The organism is Accumulibacter sp. (genome assembly GCF_023806565.1).
Taxonomy (GTDB): domain Bacteria; phylum Pseudomonadota; class Gammaproteobacteria; order Burkholderiales; family Rhodocyclaceae; genus Accumulibacter.
This window is the reverse complement of record NZ_JAMTDV010000018.1, coordinates 8,064-22,236: the sequence shown is the minus strand read 5'-3', so window position 1 is coordinate 22,236 and position 14,173 is coordinate 8,064. Positions and strand designations below refer to the sequence as shown.

General features: G+C 65.3%; 15 protein-coding genes. 7 read left to right on the top strand and 8 right to left on the bottom strand.

Going from position 1 to position 14,173, the window contains the following annotated elements; genetic code table 11:
- Nucleotides 1–327: hypothetical protein (locus NFV80_RS02105; protein WP_295325817.1), on the top strand; the 327-nt coding region annotated here is incomplete at its 5' end.
- A gap of 36 nt (nt 328–363) precedes the next feature.
- On the opposite strand, the gene NFV80_RS02100 is transcribed toward NFV80_RS02105, so the two are convergent.
- Nucleotides 364–2,157, bottom strand: coding sequence for a GspE/PulE family protein (locus NFV80_RS02100; RefSeq protein ID WP_295325818.1), 1,794 nt, complete (start codon nt 2,155–2,157; stop codon nt 364–366).
- 151 nt (nt 2,158–2,308) lie between these two features.
- Between NFV80_RS02100 and NFV80_RS02095 the strand changes: the two genes are divergently transcribed.
- Nucleotides 2,309–2,908, top strand: a complete 600-nt coding sequence (locus NFV80_RS02095) for a hypothetical protein (RefSeq protein ID WP_295325821.1) — start codon at nt 2,309–2,311, stop codon at nt 2,906–2,908.
- A gap of 47 nt (nt 2,909–2,955) precedes the next feature.
- On the opposite strand, the gene NFV80_RS02090 is transcribed toward NFV80_RS02095, so the two are convergent.
- The 4 genes from NFV80_RS02090 to NFV80_RS02075 form a co-directional block, all read right to left on the bottom strand.
- Nucleotides 2,956–3,444, bottom strand: coding sequence for a DNA-deoxyinosine glycosylase (locus tag NFV80_RS02090; RefSeq protein ID WP_295325866.1), 489 nt, complete (start codon nt 3,442–3,444; stop codon nt 2,956–2,958).
- Nucleotides 3,445–3,464: 20 nt separating this feature from the next.
- Nucleotides 3,465–5,384, bottom strand: a complete 1,920-nt coding sequence (gene htpG, locus NFV80_RS02085) for a molecular chaperone HtpG (RefSeq protein ID WP_296757676.1) — start codon at nt 5,382–5,384, stop codon at nt 3,465–3,467.
- Nucleotides 5,385–5,525: 141 nt separating this feature from the next.
- On the bottom strand, nt 5,526–6,092 hold the full coding sequence (gene greB / locus NFV80_RS02080; RefSeq protein WP_295325826.1) for a transcription elongation factor GreB: 567 nt from the start codon (nt 6,090–6,092) through the stop codon (nt 5,526–5,528).
- A 92-nt stretch (nt 6,093–6,184) separates the two neighbouring features.
- On the bottom strand, nt 6,185–6,505 hold the full coding sequence (locus NFV80_RS02075; protein WP_295325829.1) for a hypothetical protein: 321 nt from the start codon (nt 6,503–6,505) through the stop codon (nt 6,185–6,187).
- A 278-nt stretch (nt 6,506–6,783) separates the two neighbouring features.
- On the opposite strand from NFV80_RS02075, the gene NFV80_RS02070 reads away from it, so the two are divergent.
- The 3 genes from NFV80_RS02070 (at nt 6,784) to NFV80_RS02060 (ending at nt 9,287) form a co-directional block, all read left to right on the top strand.
- Nucleotides 6,784–6,993, top strand: coding sequence for a DUF465 domain-containing protein (locus tag NFV80_RS02070; protein ID WP_295325831.1), 210 nt, complete (start codon nt 6,784–6,786; stop codon nt 6,991–6,993).
- 237 nt (nt 6,994–7,230) lie between these two features.
- The gene (locus NFV80_RS02065; protein WP_295325833.1) at nt 7,231–8,016 is read left to right on the top strand and encodes a protein-L-isoaspartate(D-aspartate) O-methyltransferase; all 786 of its coding nucleotides are present in this window, start codon (nt 7,231–7,233) and stop codon (nt 8,014–8,016) included.
- Complete coding sequence (locus tag NFV80_RS02060) at nt 8,016–9,287, top strand: amino acid permease (RefSeq protein WP_296757671.1); 1,272 nt, start codon at nt 8,016–8,018, stop codon at nt 9,285–9,287. Before NFV80_RS02065 ends, NFV80_RS02060 begins: the two co-directional genes overlap by 1 nt.
- 89 nt (nt 9,288–9,376) lie before the next feature.
- Here the strand turns inward: NFV80_RS02060 and NFV80_RS02055 are convergent, their stop codons facing one another.
- From NFV80_RS02055 to NFV80_RS02045, 3 genes are all read right to left on the bottom strand, one after another.
- On the bottom strand, nt 9,377–10,591 hold the full coding sequence (locus tag NFV80_RS02055) for a hypothetical protein (RefSeq protein WP_296757669.1): 1,215 nt from the start codon (nt 10,589–10,591) through the stop codon (nt 9,377–9,379).
- A complete protein-coding gene (locus NFV80_RS02050) occupies nt 10,591–12,135 on the bottom strand; it encodes an MBOAT family protein (RefSeq protein WP_296757667.1) in 1,545 nt (514 codons plus the stop codon). Before NFV80_RS02050 ends, NFV80_RS02055 begins: the two co-directional genes overlap by 1 nt.
- 238 nt (nt 12,136–12,373) lie before the next feature.
- The gene (locus NFV80_RS02045; RefSeq protein ID WP_295325842.1) at nt 12,374–12,889 is read right to left on the bottom strand and encodes a periplasmic heavy metal sensor; all 516 of its coding nucleotides are present in this window, start codon (nt 12,887–12,889) and stop codon (nt 12,374–12,376) included.
- Nucleotides 12,890–13,077: 188 nt separating this feature from the next.
- On the opposite strand from NFV80_RS02045, the gene NFV80_RS02040 reads away from it, so the two are divergent.
- Together NFV80_RS02040 and NFV80_RS02035 are read left to right on the top strand one after the other, a co-directional pair.
- The gene (locus NFV80_RS02040; RefSeq protein ID WP_295325845.1) at nt 13,078–13,800 is read left to right on the top strand and encodes a response regulator; all 723 of its coding nucleotides are present in this window, start codon (nt 13,078–13,080) and stop codon (nt 13,798–13,800) included.
- Nucleotides 13,797–14,173 (top strand): hypothetical protein (locus NFV80_RS02035; protein WP_295325847.1); only part of this gene is annotated, 377 nt, incomplete at its 3' end. The genes NFV80_RS02040 and NFV80_RS02035, both read left to right, overlap by 4 nt.

Here is a 14,173-nt window from a genome sequence, read left to right as displayed (position 1 = left end):
CTGGCGTTCGTGCAAGGGCCAAGGAAAAACTCGCCCGGCTGGCCGGTTCCTCATCACGATTCCAATCGGTCGCCTTTGCCCCGGCGCGACGCCACCGGCCGCCAGTGGCTCGCCATCCCCGGCTGGGACGGCAGCGTGCGCCTCTGGGACGCCGATCTGGCCGGAATCGCCGGCGCCGGGCACGCGAACTGGGAGCCGGCGAGCGACGGCGTCCTGACGGTCAGCGGCGACGCCTGGCGTTACCTGGCCTGGCTTCGTCCGCTGGCGAACGCGTTGCCCGAGCGGCTGCCGCTGGAAAGCTTCGGACCGGTTCCGGGGCTGACTTGATGGACCTCGGCCCGCCGGTGCTCGCCCGCTTCCGGCTCAGCCCTGCTCGACCGGCGGCGCGACCTTGAACACCTCGGCCAGCGTCGTCACGCCGGCGGCGACCTTCATCGCCCCCGCGATGCGCAGCGGCTTCATTCCCTCGCGGAAGGCGAGATCGCGAATCCGGGCGATGTCCCGGTTTTCGCTGATCGCGAGCCGGATTTCCGGCGACAGCGGCAGGATCTCGTAGAGGCCGACCCGCCCGAGATAGCCGGTCATGCGGCATTCGAGACAACCGACCGGCCGGTAGAAGCGCGCCGGCCGGTTGGCTTTCCACGGCGCCACCAGTTGGTCCCACATCGTCTCCTCGATCGGGCTCGCCGGGTGCACCCGCTTGCAGTGCGGGCAGAGGATGCGCACCAGCCGCTGCGCCATCACGCCGAGCACCGTCGCGCCGAGCAGATACGAGGGAACGCCGAGGTCGAGCAGGCGCGTGATCGCCGCCGGCGCGTCGTTGGTGTGCAGCGTCGACAGCACCAGATGGCCGGTAAGGGCCGCCTGAATCGCTACCTCGGCGGTGTCCAGGTCGCGGATTTCGCCGATCATGATGATGTCCGGGTCCTGGCGCATCAGCGCCCGCACGCCCTGCGCAAATCCGAGGTCGATGACGTTCTGCACCTGCATCTGGTTGAACGCCGGTTCGACCATTTCGATCGGATCCTCGATGGTGCACACATTGACCGCCGGCGTCGCCAGTTGCTTGAGCGTCGAGTAGAGCGTCGTCGTCTTGCCGGAACCGGTGGGGCCGGTGACCAGGATGATCCCGTTCGGCCTCTCCGCCATCTCCTTCCAGCGCGCCTGATCCTCATCGCCGAAGCCGAGATCGGCAAAGCTGCGCACCAGGACCTCGGGGTCGAAAATCCGCATCACCAGCTTTTCGCCGAAAGCGGTCGGCAGCGTCGACAGGCGCAGTTCGGCCTCGCGGCCGTCGGCGGTTCGCGTCTTGATCCGGCCATCCTGCGGGCGACGCTTTTCGACGACGTCCATGCGGCCGAGGATCTTGACGCGGTTGACCATCGCCGCCATGACGCTCATCGGAATCTGGTAGACCTGATGCAGGACGCCGTCGATGCGGAAGCGCACGATGCCGACCTCGCGTCGCGGCTCGATGTGGATGTCACTGGCGCGCTGCTCGAAGGCGTATTGCCAAAGCCAGTCGACAATGTTGACGATGTGCTGATCGTTGGCGTCGAACTGGCGATTGGTGCGGCCGAGCTCGACCAGTTGCTCGAACGACGACAGATTGCCGGACGGACCGCCGAGCTGCGCGGCCTTCTTGACCGAGCGCGCCAGATTGTAGAACTCGACCAGGTAGCGCGCCACGTCCACCGGATTGGCAAACACGCGCCGGACGTCCTTCTTGGCGATCGCCCTGATCTCCTTCTCCCAGTCGCGCAGGAAAGGCTCGGTCGTCGCGACCACGATCTCGCGCATCGTCACCTGGATCGGCAGGATGCCGAAGCGCGTCGCGTAGGCGCTCGACATCACTTCGGTCACCGCCGTGAAGTCGACCTTGAGCGGATCGATGTGCTGATAGTCGAGGCCAACCCGGCGCGCCAGCCATTCGCCGAGGTCTTCGAGGGTCAGGGGCCGATGCGGCTCCTGCCGCGACTTCCATTTCTGGTCGGCGACGATCACCAGCGGATGCGAGACGAGGCGCTTGAGGCGGCTTTCCTTGAGCAGGGCATCGGCGTCGCCTGTCTCGACCAAGCCGTCTTCGGACAACCAGCCGAGGACCTCAGCCAGCGTCAGGCGATGTTCATGCACGGGGTGGACCTCTCTTTGGCGCATCGGCTGCTTTCGATGAGATTGAGCAAGGGACTATACCGGACACCGCCGGCGGCGCTCAATGACCGTCGCCGGACGGTGTAAGATGTCCCACGCGGCCTGGCGCCTGGTCGCCATCGCGCACCGATCGCATCCAATCTGAAGGAGAGCTTCGATGAAAAAGACTGCACTGATCATCGCTTCACTCACCGCCGCCCTGTTTGCCCTGCCGGCCGTCGCCCAGCCCGGCATGGGCGGCGGCATGGGCCCGGGCACGCCGGGCACCGGCATGGGCATGACCGGCGGCGGTGGCGGGCCGGGCATGCGCGGCGCCGCCGACTGCAGCAAGGCGCCGTATCCGGAGCAATGCCGGGCACGACAGGCCGCGCACCAGAAGATGCTCGACGCCTGCCGCGACACGGTGGGCCCGCAACGCCGCACGTGCCTGCACGAGCAGGCGCAGCAGTTCGATTGCAGTCAGTCCGCCAACCCGCCGCACTGCGAGGCCCGCAAGCAGGCTTACGCGGCGTGCAGCGCCCAGGCTGGTCCGCAGTTCCGCCGTTGTGTGCAGGAAAAACTACCCCCCGCGGACTGCAGCAGGATGCCCGGTCCGCAGTGCGCGGTGCGCCAAGAGGCTTACGCAGCGTGCAAGCAGCAGACTGGCGAGGATTTCAAGCTGTGCACGCGACAACAGCGAGCGCACGAGCAGTGCAAGGACCTCCTGGGGCCTGCTCACCAGCAGTGCCTGCGGGACATCCTGGCCCCCGCCAGATAGGCGCAGATCGCCTTGCCAGCCGGCTTGCCGAGCGGCCTGGCAGGCGATCAGGAAGGGCCTGGCTTGCCGAACCCCGCCGCCCGCCAGGCAAGCAGTTTACGTTCGAAAGCGAGGGTATGGGCCGGGCTGCTCGAAGGCAGGACCAGGGTTTCGTAGCCCTGCTGGCGAAACCAGGCGGCGAACCTGCCGGCGGTCTGGCCGTTGAAGCAGATCCGTTGCAAGACCGGAGCCTCGCTGCGCAGGCGGCCGAAATCGTTGACCACCGGCGACTCGATCGCCGCGTCGAGCGCGCCCTCGCGCCGGCATTGGCGATACACGTCCCAGACGCCGATGGCGTGTCCGAGCAGGACCCGCTGGCGCTCGACGTAGGCGAGCTCTGCGAGCGGCTCGCCGAGCAGCGCGCCCAGCAATCGCCAGAACTGGTTCTGGCCGTGCGCGTAGTACGCCTGCGCCGCCAGCGACGCCGGCGATGGAAAGCTGCCGAGAATCAGCGTCCGTACGCCGGCATCGAGAATCGGCGGCAGACCGTGCAGCAGTTCCGGCCCGCCGCCGCTGGTCAACGGCCGCCGCCGAGCGAGAGCGCCAGCATCAGATCGTTGATGCGTTTGACGAAGCCGGCGGGATCCTCGAGCGAACCGCCTTCGGCCAGTGTCGCCTGTTCGAGCAGCAGATTTGCCCAGTCGTCGAAGCGGGTCTCCTCGTATTTGAGACGCTGCACCGCCGGATGCCGGGGATTGATCTCGAGGATCGGCTTGCTCGCCGGCGCCTGCTGTCCGGCCGCCTTGAGAATTCGCTGCAGATTGCCGCCAAGGTCGTACTGATCGGCAACGAGGCAGGAAGGCGAATCGGTCAGGCGATGTGTGACGCGAACGTCCTTGACCTTGTCGCCGAGCGTCGTCTTCACCTTCTCGATCAGCTCCTTGTACTCGTCGGCCGCCTTCTCGGCTTCTTCCTTCTCCGTCACGTCCTCCAGCTTGCCGAGGTCGAGCCCACCCTTGGCCACCGACTGCAACTGCTTGCCGTCGAATTCGGTGAGATGTCCGGTCACCCATTCATCGACGCGATCGGAGAGCAACAGCACTTCGATTCCCTTCTTGCGGAAGATCTCGAGGTGCGGGCTGTGCTTGGCCGCGGTGAAGGTTTCCGCGGTGACGTAGTAGATCTTCTCCTGCCCTTCCTTCATCCGTGCGACGTAATCGGCCAGCGATACATTCTCGTCGGCCGTGTCGGCATGGGTCGAGGCGAAGCGCAGCAACCTGGCGATGCGATCCTTGTTGCCGAGATCCTCGCCGACGCCTTCCTTGAGCACGCGCCCGAATTCCTTCCAGAAACTCGCGTATTTCTCCTTGGTCGCATCCTCTTCGCTGTCGGCCAGGCTTTCCAGCAGGCCGAGAACCTTCTTGACGCAGCCGCCGCGAATCGTCTCGATGTCGCGCGATTGCTGCAGGATTTCGCGCGAGACGTTGAGCGGCAGATCGTTCGAATCGACGACTCCGCGAACGAAACGCAGGTACAAGGGCATCAGTTGCTCGGCGTCGTCCATGATGAAGACGCGCCGCACATAGAGCTTGATGCCGTGGCGGGCCGTGCGCTCGAAGAGGTCGAAAGGCGCGCGCGACGGAATGTAGAGCAGTTGCGTGTATTCCTGCTTGCCTTCGACGCGGGCATGGACGTGCGCCAGCGGATCTTCGAAATCATGTGCGACGTGCTTGTAGAACTCGTTGTACTGCTCCTGGCTGATCTCCGACTTGGGGCGAGCCCATAGCGCCGAAGCCTGGTTCACCGTCTCGTCTTCGTCGGTGGTCACCTGCGCCTTCTTTTCCTCGTCCCATATCTCCTTCTTCATCACGATCGGCAGGGTGATGTGATCGGAATACTTGCGAAGAATTTCGCGCAGCTTCCAGTTCGACAGGAATTCGTCCTCGCCCTCGCGCAGATGCAGCGTGACTTCGGTACCGCGTTGCGCGCGATCGATCACTTCGATCGTGAAATCGCCCTCACCCGACGATTCCCAGCGGATCGCCTGATTGGCTTCGAGACCGGCGCGCCGGGAAATCACGGTCACCTTGTCGGCGACGATATACGAGGAGTAGAAACCGACACCGAACTGGCCGATCAGGTGCGCATCCTTGGCCTGATCGCCGGTCAGCGCGGAGAAGAACTCGCGTGTTCCCGACTTGGCGATCGTTCCGAGATGCTCGACCGCCTCTTCGCGTGAGAGGCCGATCCCGTTGTCGGCAATGCTGAGTGTGCGCGCTTCCTTGTCGAACGAAACGCGGATTTTCAGGTCGCTGTCGTCGCCGTACAGACCGGCGTTGTTCAAGGCCTCGAAGCGCAGGCGGTCGCAGGCGTCGGAAGCATTCGAAATCAGCTCGCGGAGAAAAATCTCCTTGTTGCTGTAAAGCGAGTGGATCATCAGATTCAGGAGCTGTTTGACTTCCGCCTGAAAACCGAGAGTTTCCTTTTGTGCACCCATGCAAGACTCCGTGAAAAGCGTTTAGAAAGGCAAGCGAAAAACCAGCGCAGTACGCGCCACGCGCGACGGATCGGCAGATGGGGATGGATGCCGCCATTTCAAGTCCCGCTGGCAGCCGATTGGCCCCGCCGGCAGCACCGGTCAGGATTCGATGCTTCGATACTCGACCGTCACCACCTCGAGCTCGCGCCAGCCGGCGGGACTCTGGAAACGGACGGTTTCGCCTTCCCTCGACTTGAGCAGCGCGCGCGCCAGCGGCGATACCCAACTGATGCGGCCGCGCGCGAAATCGGTTTCGTCGACACCAACGATCTGATACGTCTGCTCGTTTCCCTGCTCGTCGCAGACAGTCACCGTCGCGCCAAAAAAGACCTGCTCGGTAGGCTCCCGCCGGCCGGGATCGACGATTTCAGCGAGATCCAGACGCTTGCTCAGAAAGCGAATCCGCCGGTCGATCTCGCGCAGCCGCCGCTTGCCGTAGATGTAATCCGCGTTCTCCGAGCGGTCGCCGTTCGCCGCTGCCCACTGCACGACGCTGACCACCTGCGGTCGCTCGACGCGCACAAGTTGTTCGAGTTCGCTACGGATGCGCGCGTGGCCGGCGGGAGTGATGTAGTTGCGAGTCCCATGCGGCAGCCGCCGCGCGCTGTCGGCCTCCTCTTCCGGGTCTTCCTCGTCGCCTGCGTTTCTGATCAATCCCTTGTCCATCACTAGTGTCGTCGCCCAGACACCCCTGCTGCGCCGCCCGCACCTCTTTCGCCGGCCGGGCGCGCCACCAGGACTCCAGGGAAGCCGATCGATCAGTAACCGATATTGAACGCCGCGACGTCGATGCGCACGGTATCGCGCCCCAGGGCAAGGGCCGTGTAACGCGCAAATCGCGTCGCCCACTCCTTGCCGTCGCTGAATCGCTGTTCGCCACCGTAGCGGGCAACGTTGAGGATCTTGTCGATAATCAACACCTTGCCCATCGGATTGCTGGGTTCGCATTCGAGATCGGCAAACTCCTTGTCAAACCAGCGGCGCGCTTCTTCGGGAGACCCGGCAGCAAGTTCGCTCTGGGAGAACTTGAACTCGTATTGCCTCTCCCGCCCGAACGAAACGATGATGTGATAAACCATTTGCCTCCTCCCGAGGATGTCTCAAAGGTACGCTGCCACCCTACATTCTATTCGCAAAAATGCGCCTTGCCGCAAGTCTGCGGCGTGTTGGCGGCGGGTTCGTGCGCTGAGCGCGCCGGGTTGCCCTGCTTGCCATTGTCTTTTGCCGTCGGCGCGCCTACCATAGCTGCCGACTGCGCCGCACTTCTCCTGCTCGTCGTCGCTACCGGCGTGCGCGCGCACTGCGCTGCCAGCTCTCCTCGACCAGCCGAATCACTACCTTGAGGATATCGCCGACCATGCTGACCGAAGAACAGATCTCCGAGAACCGCGTAACCCTGCTCGAACTGCAGGTCGAGCATCACGACCTCGACCAGGTCATCGACCACCTGATGCTCAACCCGCCGCCCGACGACCTGCTGATACGCCGGCTGAAGAAGCGCAAGCTGCTGCTCAAGGATCGCATCACGGCGCTCGAGCATCTTCTCGAGCCGGATGAACTCGCCTAGCGCGTGCAGCGATCGTCACCCGCATGCCGGCAGGTTGGCCACCGGCAAGCACCCGGCGCGGCACGGCGACCGCGCTGCGGACCGGATCACCAACGGTTCCGGCCATCGACCTAGCCGATTGCAAACAGTACACGCGCGGCCTCGAAGCAGCGACGCGGGTCGCCTCATGACCATAGCGACGAATCGTTAGCGTTCTCCGCCAGCCCGCCCGGCAGGCAGAGTACGCGGGAGGAGCCGATGTTCGCCCTTGCCAGCCGTTGCCACACATTTGCCGGCAAACCGCCTTTGCCCTCGGCGCGCCGGCTGGCTGCGGCGTCCATCCGGATCGGCGCGCTGCTCGCCTTTGCCGTCGTGGCAGTTGCCAACGCCGGCGAAAGCGACCTCGAGGAAGCGCGCAGGCGAATGGTCGCCGAACAACTCGCCAGCAGCACGCGCGGAATTCGCGATCCGGAAGTGCTCACGGCGATGGCGACGGTGCCGCGGCACGAGTTCGTGCCCGCAGCCCTGCGGCGCTACGCGTACGACGACCGGCCGTTGCCGATCGGTTACGAGCAGACGATTTCGCAACCCTACATCGTCGCTTTCATGACCGAGAAGCTGCAGCCACAGGCGAGCGATCGAGTCCTCGAAATCGGCACCGGTTCCGGTTATCAGGCAGCGATCCTGTCCGTTCTCGTGCGCGAAGTCTACAGCATCGAGATCGTCGAACCGCTGGCGCGACAAGCGGCGAGAGTTCTGTCGCGACTCGGCTACGGCAACGTTCGCGTACGTCACGGCGATGGCTATCGGGGCTGGCCGGAAGCGGCTCCGTTCGACGCCATCATCGTTACCTGCGCACCGGATCACGTACCGGCAGCGCTCGTCGAGCAGCTCAAGGATGGCGGGCGCATGGTGATCCCGGTCGGCGACGCCGATGCGCAGAACCTTTTCCTGCTCCGCAAGCGCGGCAACCGCCTGCAGCGCGATGCAGTCCTGCCGGTACGTTTCGTGCCGATGACCGGTGCCGCCGACGGCCGGCCGTGATGCCGTCCAATCGTCGGCTAGGCCTTTTTTCGGCGACGACGCTGGTCGTGGCGAGCATGCTCGGCAGCGGCGTATTCACCACCGGCGGATTCCTGCTGCAGCAACTGCAATCCCCGTGGCTGGTATTGCTCGCCTGGCTGATCGGCGGCATGCTCGCCACCTGTGGCGCGCTGAGCTATGGTGCGCTGGCGCGACGCCTGCCCGAGTCGGGCGGTGAGTATTTCTTTCTCTCGCGCACCGTGCACCCGGCAGCCGGCACGATGGCGGGCTGGGTGTCGATCGTGGTTGGCTTCGCCGCTCCACTTGCCGCCACCGCGCTGGCTTTCGGCGAATACCTGCGCGACTGGTTTCCCCGCAGTTCCCCGCAATGGCTGGGCAGCGCGCTCCTCTGCGGCCTCGCCCTCGTCCATGCCCTGCGCATGCAGCGAGGCACCCACCTGCACAATCTGACGGTCGGAGTCGAAGTGCTCCTGGTCATCACCTTTTCCGCCCTGGCACTGTCCAGCCTGCCGCCCGGCACGACGATGCGCGCGCCGCCGCCAACTGCCGCGGCCGGCGAATTCGCGGTCGGGCTGCTCTGGGTGTCGTTCAGCTACTTCGGCTGGAATGCCGCCGTCTATGTCGCCGGCGAGGTGCGCGACGCCGAGCGCAATCTGCCGCGCGCATTGGTGATCGGAACCGCTTTGGTGACCGTTCTCTACCTGGCGCTCAACGTCGTCTTCGTGTTTGCGGCGCCATGGCAATTGCTTGCCGGCTCGCGCGAGATCGGTCGGGTTGCCGCGCAGGCGCTGGGTGGAGCACGCTGGGCCGACGTCCTGACGGCACTGATCGCGCTGATCCTGGCGGCGTCGGTCTCGGCGATGACGGTCGCCGGCGCACGAGTATATGCGCGCATGGCCGCAGACCGCGAACTTCCCGCGAGCTTCCGGCTGCACGCTGGCGTGCCGCGGCTGGCGATCGCCGTGCAGTGCGGCCTGGCACTGGTGCTGTTGTGGAGCGCGAGTTTCCAGAGCCTGCTGACCTACGTCGGCTTCACTCTCAATCTGAGTTCCGCCGCCACGGTTGCCGGCCTGCTGCGCATCCGACTGCGCGAAGGCAGGCAACTCCGCATCGTCGGCTGGCCGTGGGTCCCGCTGACCTTCCTGTTCGGCATCCTGTGGATGACCTGGAGCGCCGTCGTCCGGCAACCAGTCGAAAGCCTCTGGGGCGTGTTCACGCTGGCGGCGGCGTGGTGCCTCTGGCGCTTCGCCAGGATTGCCCGCGGCGGCTAGCCCGCGCCTGGAGCCACGGCGGCCGGAGCAGCCGCCCGGCAGCGGCGAAGCCACCGGCCAGCGTACGGCGATGCGGGCGACGAGAGCACCTACCTGCGCTGCACGCTGCCGACGATGTCGTCAGCTTCGGTTTGTAGCGGCCCCGGCGTCGCGAGCAGGGACTGCACACGGCCGCGATCGACGGCGAGCCAGCGGTCGATGTTCTCACCGTTCAGTCGCACGCCAAAGTCGCCTGGCTCGCCGAGCATGCGAGCAAGCGCTCGATCTCCGAGTTCCCTCTTGAAATGACCGGATTCCCAATAGTTGCGCAGGTGCGTTCGCCGATCGCCGGCGGCGGGAATTTCCTCCAGCGTCTCCGGTGAGATCCCGCTGAAGTCCCAGACGATCACCTTTCCGCCGCCCTGCCGTTCGGCAATGTCAACGATCATCTTCTTCCATTCGGCAAACAGACCGCCGAAACCGAGGCGTTCGAGCATCAGGCGAATCTGCGCGTGGTAGGGGTAGATCACCAGGTACACCGTGCTCCCCGCCGCGCTGGCAAGATCAAGGAAAGCCTCGACAGCCTGTTCATCGCCCGACCTGCCACCTTCCGGCGGCTGCAGCCGGCGCGGCTTGCGCAGCCAGTTGCGCGCGTTTTCCTCGGCGCGCTGCCTGAAGAGAACGTAGTGCCCGCTCTGCTCCACCTCGCCGACGTAGTTGTAGAGCGGGCTGAAACCCCGTTCGGTGCGCGTGGCCGGGTAGCGGGCCCACTGCAACCATATGGTGTTCAGCGAGTCGCGCAGACCGGTGAGCGAGAAGACGGTCTCGGCCAGAAAGCGGGCATCCAGCCGAGGCGCCGGATCCGATTCGGCGGGCGCCAGCGGCGTCGGACTGCTACCCCCGAGGAAGTCGATGAAATCGACTCCCAGGATGATCGTCTCCGGCAGGCAGCCGGCGCCCTGCAACCAGCGCAATTGACGATAGGCAAGGTTGGCATCCGAACCGGCAATCGCATGATTGAACGCGGAGAGCCGGCGATTGGCAAAGAGAGCGTTCTCGGGGTCGAAGCCGATCTCGGCGCGGGAATTGCCGAAAATGCCGACGCTGCTGCAGAAGCGGCGGCCCGCCTGCCAGCGGGCAAGTTCCCGGTGGTGGTCGAGATAGGGTTTGCTGGCGTTGATGCCGACGATCCGCGGTGACCCGAAGACCCCGAGCGGATCGATGAAGACATTGATCGCACCCACGACGAAAAGCGCCGCGACCACCGTGGCGAACATCCACTGCAGATAACTGTGCCACGGGCGGGCCGGCGTCAAGAAAGTCATCAGAACTGGAAGTACAGGAATTCGGTGGGGCGGCTGAGCGCGAGCAGACCGACAGCGAAGAGCAGACCGTACAGCACCGCGTCCCGGCGGCAAGGATGCCAGAGCAGGCGTGGCGCGACACGGAACCCGGTACGTCGCTCGACCGGCAGCGCCGGTTCGTAACGACAAAGAATCTCCTGCGTATTCGGCGCCAGAAACGCAATCGACGCGCCGACGGCTACCCACAGCCAGGTTTCGATGAAGGTCGAGCCGCCGCCCAGGAAGCTTCCGATACCCATGCCTTCGAGCAGTGGCCGCAACGCACCGAGGCGCGAGCCGATCGACTCGGGAATTGCCGCTCCGCATGCGCCGCTCAATCCCGCGAGCAACCGGTGGGCGGTGGCAAGATCGGGCGCCCGGAAGTAAACCCACGCGACGACCACGCAGAGAAAAGTGATCGCCACGCCAAGCCCGTGGCCGAGACGCGGCGGCAACGAGAGCGGAATGCGCGCGCTGAGATCCTGCCAGGCATGGTTGACCACCAGATAAGCGCCGTGCAGCGCACCCCAGACGACGAAATTCCAGCCGGCACCGTGCCACAGTCCACCGAGCACCATCGTCGTCAGCAGGCTGAAGTGACGGCGCAGCGGGCCGTGGCGGTTACCGCCAAGGGGAATGTAGAGGTAGTCGCGCAGGAAGCGCGACAGCGTCATGTGCCAGCGACGCCAGAAGTCCGAGATGTTGCTGGCCTTGTAGGGAGAGTTGAAGTTCAGCGGCAGACGAACCCCGAACAGCCGCGACAGGCCGATCGCCATGTCGGAGTAGCCGGAAAAGTCGAAATAAAGCTGGAACGTATAGGCGAGGACGCCGCCCCAGGCAAGAAAGAGCGACAGCGCCTCGGCATGGGGGTCGAAGGCTGGCGCGGCGTAGCCTGCAAGGTTGTCGGCGAGCAGCACCTTCTTGGCGAGGCCGATGGCGAAGATGGTCAATCCGACCGCAAAATTGGCTGCGTCCGGGCGGTAGTTCCGGTCCTCGTCGAACTGCGGCATCATCTCCTTGTGATGCAGTACCGGCCCCGCGATCAGATGCGGGAAGTAGGTGACGAAAAGCGCGTAGTAGGTGAAGCGATACTCGGTGACCTTGCCCACATAGGCATCCGCCAGAAAGGCGATCTGGGTGAAGGTGAAGAAGGAGATGCCGATCGGGAGGATGATGGCGAGCAACGGCCAATCGGTGCCAAGAACGGCATTGGCGCTTGCCAGGAAAAAGTCCGCGTACTTGTAGTAGCCGAGCAGAAGCAGATTGACGGTGACCGCCAGCGCCAGCGCCCGCCGACCCGCGGCACGACCGGCGTGGCGCGCGATGTAGCCGCCGAGGAGGTAGTTGAAGCCGATCGAGGCAAGCAGCAGGGCAAGGTAGCGGTAATCCCACCAGGCATAGAAGAAGAGGGAGCATGCCGCCAGCCATGCCGCTCCGGCACCCTTGCCGAGCCGGCCGAAGAGGAAGAACCCGAGCAGCGTGACGGGCAGATAGGCCAGCAGGAAGGAGTACGAATTGAACAGCATGCGCTTACCCGGCCGAATCGTTTGCAGGCTTGGACAGGAGTCGGCTGTCGCCGGCACGGCAAAGCGCGCTGTCCCTGATGCCTTACTGGGCCGCTATTCTGCATGAGCGCAAGCGCATCTGCATGTGAAATAGTGCCGCCAGACAATGCGGCCATGCCGGCAATCCGCGAAATGCCTACCGGCTGCTGCCGGAGCGATGCCTGTACGATCGCTGCTCGACCGGCATCGCCCCCTCCACTCAATCGCGCGCGGGGCCGGCTGGCGCGGCGGAGTGCCAAGGGCCACCCGGTCCCCCGCGTTCGAGCTTGCTCTTGAGGAACAGGCGCGCTTTCTCCTTCTGCGCCGCATCCAGAGCGTCGTACACTGTCAGCCAGCGGTCGCGAGCGGCCTCGCGTTGCTTGCGTCCGGCGTCGCGCAACTCGTCCATCTGCGTGAGCACCGCCCGCAGGTCCGCTCCCGGCTTGCTGACCATGGCCAGCGTCTCCTCGCGTTGCTTGCGCATCCGCTCGCCCATCTCGCGCATGCTGCTCCGGCTGAACTGCTCGGCGTCCTGCCAGAGCGCCTGCTGCCGTGCATTCAGTTTGAGCTCGTCGTGCAGGCGCGACATCTCTTTCATGTGGTATTCCATGCGCTGCTCCATGCGGCCACCTGGTGCACCGCAGCGTTCCGGGTTCATCGCGTAGGCGGCGCCGCCGACGCCGAGCGCCAGGATCAGGGCGGAGACGAGAACGCGCGGAGTGAATTTCGATTTCATGTAAGGACTCCTTCCGTAAGATTGATCGATCGCGACGGGAGCGCCCGTTCGCGATGCAGCCATTCTGCGGATTTCCCGATTGCAAACGATTGCTTCGCCGGCTTCGCGCGTTGCAAATTGTTTCCAGTGGGCCGGGCACCTGCCGCCCCCGGCATAGAATGCGATGCATCGCCACCCTGCCTGCGACCATGAAAAAAATCCTCCTGATCGACGACGACGCCGAGCTCAGACAATTGCTCGCCGCCTATCTCGGGCGGCACGGCTTCGACACGCTGCTGCTGCCGGATACGCGCCAGCTCGATGCCTTTCTCGACCGCTATCAACCGCAATTGCTCGTGCTCGACCTGATGCTGCCCGGCGAGGACGGGCTCGCCGCCTGCCGCCGCCTGCGCGCGCGCGGCGAGACGCGACCGGTGATCATGCTGACCGCGCGCGACGAGCCGGTCGACCGCGTGATCGGGCTCGAGATGGGTGCCGACGACTACCTCGGCAAGCCGTTCGACCCGCGCGAACTGGTCGCGCGCATCGAGGCGGTGCTGCGTCGCGGCGCGCGCGTACCGTCGGCGCCCGACCCCGACGGCGGAATGATCGACTTCGGCGGCTGGCGGTTCGACCGCGGCGCACGCCAGTTGTCGAAGGACGAGCAGGTGGTGACGCTGACCAGCGGGGAATTCGCGCTGTTGAACGCGCTGGTCGCCAACGCCAACCGGCCGATGAAGCGCGAGCGCCTGCTCGAACTGACTCGCGGCGACGCCAGCGAATCGTTCGACCGGGCGATCGACGTCCAGATCCACCGCCTGCGCCGTCTGATCGAGGTCGATCCGGCGCACCCGCGCTATCTGCAAACTGTCTGGGGCGTCGGTTATGTTTTCGTCCCGGATGCGCCGGGCAACGGGGCGACAGCCGGATGAGACTGTTCCCCTCGTCGCTGGCCGGGCGAACGGTGCTGCTGGTGGTCGCCGTGATCGCCGTCGCCGAGCTTGCCACCTTCTCCTTGCTCGGGCATTTTCGCCGCAGCACGCATGTCCATCAGACGGTGCAGCTCATCGCCGGGCAGGTGCGCCTGTTGCAGACCGTCCTGCCCGGACTCGACCCGTCGGCGCGGCAGGCACTGAGCGCCAGCGATGCCGGCGAACACGGCCTGCAGTTGCGTGCCGACGACAGCAGCGTGCCCCGCCAGCAGCCGCAATTCCCTTTCGCCCGCCGGCTCGCCGACGATCTTGCCGATCGCCTCGGCGAGCCGGTCTGGCTGCGGCACGCCGGCCCGGGAATTCGCAGCGGGCT

Bases quoted from the DNA above. Each gene is read 5' to 3' on its own strand.
- NFV80_RS02100 (WP_295325818.1), bottom strand. From the start codon at position 2,157: ATGCGCCAAAGAGAGGTCCACCCCGTGCATGAACATCGCCTGACGCTG.
- NFV80_RS02095 (WP_295325821.1), top strand. From the start codon at position 2,309: ATGAAAAAGACTGCACTGATCATCGCTTCACTCACCGCCGCCCTGTTT.
- htpG (WP_296757676.1), bottom strand. From the start codon at position 5,384: ATGGGTGCACAAAAGGAAACTCTCGGTTTTCAGGCGGAAGTCAAACAG.
- greB (WP_295325826.1), bottom strand. From the start codon at position 6,092: ATGGACAAGGGATTGATCAGAAACGCAGGCGACGAGGAAGACCCGGAA.
- NFV80_RS02075 (WP_295325829.1), bottom strand. From the start codon at position 6,505: ATGGTTTATCACATCATCGTTTCGTTCGGGCGGGAGAGGCAATACGAG.
- NFV80_RS02070 (WP_295325831.1), top strand. From the start codon at position 6,784: ATGCTGACCGAAGAACAGATCTCCGAGAACCGCGTAACCCTGCTCGAA.
- NFV80_RS02065 (WP_295325833.1), top strand. From the start codon at position 7,231: ATGTTCGCCCTTGCCAGCCGTTGCCACACATTTGCCGGCAAACCGCCT.
- NFV80_RS02060 (WP_296757671.1), top strand. From the start codon at position 8,016: ATGCCGTCCAATCGTCGGCTAGGCCTTTTTTCGGCGACGACGCTGGTC.
- NFV80_RS02055 (WP_296757669.1), bottom strand. From the start codon at position 10,591: ATGACTTTCTTGACGCCGGCCCGCCCGTGGCACAGTTATCTGCAGTGG.
- NFV80_RS02050 (WP_296757667.1), bottom strand. From the start codon at position 12,135: ATGCTGTTCAATTCGTACTCCTTCCTGCTGGCCTATCTGCCCGTCACG.
- NFV80_RS02045 (WP_295325842.1), bottom strand. From the start codon at position 12,889: ATGAAATCGAAATTCACTCCGCGCGTTCTCGTCTCCGCCCTGATCCTG.
- NFV80_RS02040 (WP_295325845.1), top strand. From the start codon at position 13,078: ATGAAAAAAATCCTCCTGATCGACGACGACGCCGAGCTCAGACAATTG.